General features: G+C 61.1%; 5 protein-coding genes. All 5 read right to left on the minus strand.

Annotation, left to right across the window (positions count from 1 at the left end):
- Nucleotides 1-20: 20 nt before the first annotated feature.
- Nucleotides 21-803 (minus strand): phosphate ABC transporter ATP-binding protein PstB, encoded by a 783-nt coding sequence (pstB, locus tag STE01S_RS18565; RefSeq protein WP_058812153.1) that lies wholly within the window; start codon nt 801-803, stop codon nt 21-23.
- Between the two features lie 17 nt (nt 804-820).
- The gene (gene pstA, locus STE01S_RS18570) at nt 821-2077 is read right to left on the minus strand and encodes a phosphate ABC transporter permease PstA (protein WP_058812039.1); all 1257 of its coding nucleotides are present in this window, start codon (nt 2075-2077) and stop codon (nt 821-823) included.
- Nucleotides 2070-3446, minus strand: a complete 1377-nt coding sequence (pstC, locus tag STE01S_RS18575) for a phosphate ABC transporter permease subunit PstC (protein ID WP_062770607.1) — start codon at nt 3444-3446, stop codon at nt 2070-2072. Before pstC ends, pstA begins: the two co-directional genes overlap by 8 nt.
- Before the next feature lie 257 nt (nt 3447-3703).
- Nucleotides 3704-4765 (minus strand): substrate-binding domain-containing protein, encoded by a 1062-nt coding sequence (locus STE01S_RS18580; protein ID WP_003039071.1) that lies wholly within the window; start codon nt 4763-4765, stop codon nt 3704-3706.
- 361 nt (nt 4766-5126) lie between these two features.
- On the minus strand, nt 5127-5912 hold the full coding sequence (locus STE01S_RS19895) for a pentapeptide repeat-containing protein (protein WP_082813432.1): 786 nt from the start codon (nt 5910-5912) through the stop codon (nt 5127-5129).
- Nucleotides 5913-6076: the final 164 nt, after the last annotated feature.

Consider the following 6076-nt stretch of genomic DNA (forward strand, 5'->3'; position numbering starts at 1 on the left):
TGTCCTTCTTCGCCCGCGCCTTAACCGTAGCGGCCGGTGATATAATCCTTGGTGCGTTCCTGCTTCGGGTTGGTGAAGATGTCGGTCGTCTTCCCGTATTCGACCAGCGTCCCGAGGTGGAAAAAGGCGGTGCGCTGCGACACGCGGGCCGCCTGCTGCATATTGTGCGTGACGATCACGATAGCATATTTGCCGCGCAGTTCGTGGATCAGCTCCTCGATCTTGGCGGTCGCGATCGGGTCGAGCGCCGAGCAGGGCTCGTCCATCAGGATGACTTCGGGGTCGACCGCGATCGCGCGCGCGATGCACAGGCGCTGCTGCTGGCCGCCCGACAGCGCGGTGCCGCTTTCACCCAGCCGGTCCTTGACCTCGTCCCACAGGCCGGCGCGGGTCAGCGCGCGCTCGACGATGACGTCGAGGTCGGCCTTGTTCGCGGCAAGCCCGTGGATGCGCGAACCATAGGCGACATTGTCATAGATCGACTTGGGAAAGGGGTTCGGTTTCTGGAACACCATGCCGACGCGCGCGCGCAACTGCACAACGTCCATCGACGGCGCGTAGATATCTTCGCCGTCGAGTTCGATTCTGCCGGTGACGCGCGCGCTGGCGACGGTGTCGTTCATGCGGTTGAGCGACCGCAGAAAGGTCGACTTACCGCAGCCCGAGGGGCCGATGAAGGCGGTGACGAGGTCGGTGCCGACGTCGATCGACACGTCCTTGATCGCCTGCTTGTCGCCATAGAAGACGTTGACGCCCTCGGCGCGCATCTTGGGATCGGCGATGATCAGATCGTCGTTGGTCATGGTCAGGGAGCTCATTTTCACCAGCGTTTTTCGAACTTGTTACGGAGATAGATGGCAAGCGCGTTCATCGACAGCAGCACGAACAGCAGCACGATGATCGCCGCCGAGGTCTTTTCGACGAAGCCGCGATCGACCTCGTCCGACCAGAGGAAAATCTGCATCGGCAGCACCGTCGAGGGCGAGCAGAGGCCGCCCGGAACGTCGCCGATAAAGGCGCGCATCCCGACAAGCAGCAGCGGCGCCGTCTCGCCCAGCGCGCGCGCCATGCCGATGATCGTGCCGGTCAGGATGCCGGGCAGGGCGAGCGGCAGGACATGGTGGAACACCACCTGCACGGGACTGGCTCCGACGCCCAATGCGGCGTCGCGGATCGAGGGCGGCACCGACTTGATCGCGTTGCGGCTGGCGATGACGATCACCGGCATTGTCATCAGCGCCAGCGTCAGCCCGCCGACGAGCGGGCTGGCTTGGCAGAGGCCGAACCAGTTGATGAACACCGCGAGCGCGAGCAGGCCGAAGATGATCGAGGGCACCGCGGCCAGGTTGTTGATCGACACTTCGATCAGGTCGGTCCAGCGGTTCTTCGGCGCATATTCTTCCAGATAGAGCGCCGCGAGCACGCCCGTTGGAAAGGCGATCAGAAAGGCGATGAAGATCGTCATCAATGATCCCTTGAGCGCCCCCCAGATCCCCGCGACGGCAGGATCGGTCGCGTCGGCATTTTTGAAGAAGGGCGTGTGAAAGCCCGTCGACAGCTTGCCTTCCTTTTCGAGCGCATCGACCCGTTCGCCCAGCGCGCCCTTCGCGCCTTCCTTGGCCGCGATGTCGACCGCGCTCGATGCGGGGAGTTCGAACAGCGACTTGCCGTCGAGCAGTTCGGGATCGGCCTTGATCCGGGTGCGGACTTCCTTCCACGCATTTTCGCTGATCAGCTGCGATCCGTCCTTGCCCAGCGCCTCGTCGGCGGCAAAGGCGACGATGTCGGCGAGCCCGGCGTTGGCGATCACCTGATCGGCGTCGGCGTCGGACAGCCGCGCCTTGTCGACCGTCAGCGGCATCGCCTTGAAGTCGATCGGCACCGCGACATGGGTGTAGGTAAAGCCGCGCGCGCCATTGCCGACCATCACGAACAGCAGGAAGGCGAGGAAAAAGCCCGACAGCAGCACCGCGCCCAGCCCCATCGCCTTGAACCGGCGCTCGGCGGCGTAGCGGCCCGCGATGCGCTTTTGCATCGCCGCGCCTTTCCAGTCGGTCGGGGCGGTGTCTCTATTCATAAGCTTCGCGATACTTTTTGACGATGCGGAGGGCGACGATGTTGAGCATCAGCGTAACAATGAACAGCACGAGGCCGAGCGCGAAGGCCGCGAGCGTCTTGGCGCTGTCGAATTCCTGGTCGCCGGTCAGCAGCTTGACGATCTGCGCCGTCACCGTGGTGACGCTGGCGAAGGGGTTGGCGGTAAGGTTGGCGGAGAGGCCCGCGGCCATCACCACGATCATCGTTTCGCCGATCGCGCGGCTGACCGCGAGCAAGATGCCGCCCATCACGCCCGGCAGCGCGGCGGGGATCAGCACCTGGCGGATCGTCTCGTTCGGCGTCGCGCCGAGCGCGAGGCTGCCGTCGCGCATCGCCTGCGGCACCGCGTTGATGCTGTCATCGGCCATCGACGAGACGAAGGGGATGATCATCACGCCCATCACGATACCCGCGGCGAGCGCGCTTTCGGTGCTCGCATTCGGTACGCCGAGCATCACCGCGAAATTGCGCAGCGCCGGCGCAACGGTCAGCGCCGCGAAATAGCCGTAAACGACCGTCGGCACGCCCGCCAGTATCTCGAGGCACGGCTTCACCCATTTGCGCACCGTCGGCGCCGCATATTGGGTGAGGTAGACCGCGGTCATCATGCCGATCGGGATCGCGACGATCATCGCGATGATCGCGCCGATCAGCACCGTGCCCCAGAACAGCGGGATGCCGCCGAAGGTGCCGGGCTGCGGCGCGCCGCTCTGCGGGTTCCAATAGGTGCCGAACAAAAGCTCGGTCGCGGGGACGAGGCGGAAGAAGCGGATCGATTCGAAGAGCAGCGACAGCACGATGCCGAAGGTCGTCAGGATCGCGACGAGCGAGGCGATGAGCAGCAGCGCCATCACGATCCGCTCGACCCGCGTCCGCGCCCGGAAATCGGGCTTGATCCGCGTAAAGGCATAAAGCCCGCCGGCGAGCGCCAGCGCGAGCATCGCCGCGATGCCGATCCACGCATAGCGGTGCGTCGCATCGGCATAGGGTTTTACGAGCGGTGCCGCCTCGGCGATGCGCACCGCCGCCTGCTTGCCCTGCGCGACGGCGCGCGCGTCGGACAGCATCGCGCCGCGTTCGAAGCCGAAGGCGGGCAGGCTCTGCGCCTCGGGGCTGGCGAGCACGGCGTTGGTGATCAGCGCCGGCGACATGCTCGACCAGACGGCGAGGAAGATCGCGGCGGGCGCGAACAGCCACAGCGCGACATACCAGCCATGATATTGCGGCCGCGAATGCAGCCGGGTGCCCGCGCGGCCCGCGAGCAGCGCCGAGCGCGCGCGGCCGGCCAGCCAGCCGATCAGCGCAAGCCCCCCGATCAGGAGCAATAAGGCGGCGGCGTTGAAAGTCACATCGTCCCCGTTATCGTCTGGCCCGCCGCAACCCAAAGCGGCCGCGCGTGGCAATTTGATGACTCGGCGTCATAATTTCCGATCCGCCCGCATTCTGGTCCGTTCGCATCGAGCGAAGTCGAGATGCCCCTCGACCATGCGCTGACCCGACGGGTGTCTCGACTTCGCTCGACACGAACGGGATGGGAGCGACCCAAAAAGCGGCGGCCGGGGCAGGGGGATGTGGCCCCCCGCGTCCCGGCCGCCGGCGGGGGAGATTATTTAAGCTCCGAACCGTCGAGCGGCGTCATGTCCTTCGCCGCGGCGGCGGCCTTCGCCGACACGTCGGGGGGCGAGATCACCAGGCCCTTGGCGGCCAGATAGCCGTCCTTCGCCGCACCCTTCAGGAATTCGGCGACATATTCGGCCAGGCCGGGGATCACGCCGACATGCGCCTTCTTGATATAGATGAACAGCGGGCGCGCGCCGGGATAGCTGCCACCGGCGATCGTGTCATAGGTCGGGCTGACGCCCTGCACCGGAACCGCCTTGATCTTGTCCTTGTTCGCATCGAGGTACGAAAAGCCGAAGATGCCCAGGCTGTCGGGATTCTTGTCGAGCTTCGAGATGATCAGATTATCATTCTCGCCCTGTTCGACATAGAAGGGCGCGCCGCGCAGGCCGGTGCACACCGCTTCATGCTTGTCCTTGTCGCTGTCCTTCAGCGCCTTCATCGCGGGGTCGGCGTCGCAGCCCTTGCCCATGATCAGTTCCTTGAACGCGTCATAGGTGCCGCTGGTCGACGGCGGGCCGAAGACCGAAATGCCGACCGCGGGCAGCGCCGGGTTGACGTCTTTCCACGTCTTGGCGGTGTTCGGCTTGCCATAGGGGTTCGCCGCGAGCGCCTTATAGACATCTTCCTCGGTCAGCTTGAAGCCGGGGCCGCGCTGCGCTTCGCCCAGCGCGATGCCGTCGATGCCGACCTGGATTTCGACGATGTCCTTGACGCCATTCTTGACGCAGGTGTCGAATTCCTTCTTCTTCATCCGGCGCGAGGCGTTCGAGATGTCGGGGGTGTCGCCGCCGACGCCCTGGCAAAAGCGTTCGAAGCCACCGCCGGTGCCGGTCGAATCGATCTTCGGCGTCTTGTTGCCCGTCGCTTCGGCGAATTTTTCGCCGACCGCAGTGGCAAAGGGATAGACGGTCGAGGAGCCGACGGCGCTGATATAATCGCGCGCGGCGCCGCCCGAGGACGCCTGATCCTGACACGCCGAAAGCGCCAGCGCGGCGGTCGCGGCGCAGGCGAGCAGGCCGGTGGTGCGGGCAAATTTCTTCACCATGAAATGATCCTGTCGGGGGTCGTTACCGAACCAAGCCGCCACCCCCGCGGCGACTCGCTGAGGGCCATTTGGGGGTTTTGTGTGACGTGTTTGTGACAGGGAGTGTCATGGAAGTGTCATGATGACTCGAAAAGGCCAAGCGGCCTCTCTGCGACATAATGCCTAAATTGCCATTTTATAGTATCGGGCCCCCTGCTCCAGTCTAGGGTCAGGACCCATTAATTCCGCGTTCGAGGTTTGAAGCGATTTTGCTCAGGGCGAGGAGAAAAGGCGAAGGAATATGTCGATATTTCGAGACTTTTCGACGACGCCATGGGCAAAATCGGTCAAATCCCGCAGGGACGCCGAAATGGCTTCGATCTCAGGCCCGCGCGGCCTTGCGAGTAGCGATGCTACCCGCTGCACCCGCCCGAACCCGATATCTTCGCCATTTCGACGCCTCGATCGTGGAATTAATGGGTCCTGACCCTAGCAAATATGGACCCTCTACCTCGAAAACGATATTTACCCGTTCAGCCATATAGGAAAGCTCTATATACTCCAATCTTTCCAATCTCTTCCACATATTCTTATATGGAAAATGTCCAATTGTTATGTCGCAGCTATCAGTTATTCTTTTTTCCGTACCAAACCTATCACGTATTTCCTTTATTATTCCGTTGCTGATTGTCAGACACGTGTTTGTAGTAACTGGATCACCTCGACGCGCCTTTCTTAGGGCTCCTTCGCTAAATTTATACTTTCCGCAGAAGTCAGAAAATGGCATGGAAATAAATTTGAATGCCCTGTCAAGAAATCCTTCCCTGAATTTACAGAAGCAATAAATGGAGCTGTTGAAAATTGTTGAGAAGTCTTCCATTGTTGTATCATATTCATCTTTAAGAAAGCTATATTCAATATCAATTTTTGTATTGTTAAGCGCCCCACGATCTATCGTAGAGTTTTTTAGTGCGCTTCCTCTCATATCTGTGCCTCGAAAATCCAGACCAGAAAGATCTTGGTTCGAGAGGTCTAGATTCCGAAGGTCGGCATCTCGATAGAAAGTAAAGGAATCTCTACCTGACAGAACGGCAAGATCTTTTAGTGAGCTCAGTCCTGATTGCAGAATGGTTAGAACAATATCAAATGATGATCTGCTCTGTGTCATGATGGAAGCGCCAGTATATCTGCTAGAAGAAGGTTAGAAAATCTGTTGTCAAGCGCTCCCGGTTGCAATTCGGCATCTCTGAGAATGAGCTTTAGATGCTGGATCGCGGCCGCTTCTCCGATCTCATTGTGAACGATATTTCGAATTTTTTGATTTATTCCCGG

This window comes from Sphingopyxis terrae subsp. terrae NBRC 15098 (assembly GCF_001598815.1).
Classification (GTDB): domain Bacteria; phylum Pseudomonadota; class Alphaproteobacteria; order Sphingomonadales; family Sphingomonadaceae; genus Sphingopyxis; species Sphingopyxis terrae.

What these genes read in the sequence shown, in the direction of transcription:
- pstB (WP_058812153.1), bottom strand. Translation starts at nt 803, where the DNA reads ATGACCAACGACGATCTGATCATCGCCGATCCCAAGATGCGCGCCGAG.
- pstA (WP_058812039.1), bottom strand. Translation starts at nt 2,077, where the DNA reads ATGAATAGAGACACCGCCCCGACCGACTGGAAAGGCGCGGCGATGCAA.
- STE01S_RS18580 (WP_003039071.1), bottom strand. Translation starts at nt 4,765, where the DNA reads ATGGTGAAGAAATTTGCCCGCACCACCGGCCTGCTCGCCTGCGCCGCG.
- STE01S_RS19895 (WP_082813432.1), bottom strand. Translation starts at nt 5,912, where the DNA reads ATGACACAGAGCAGATCATCATTTGATATTGTTCTAACCATTCTGCAA.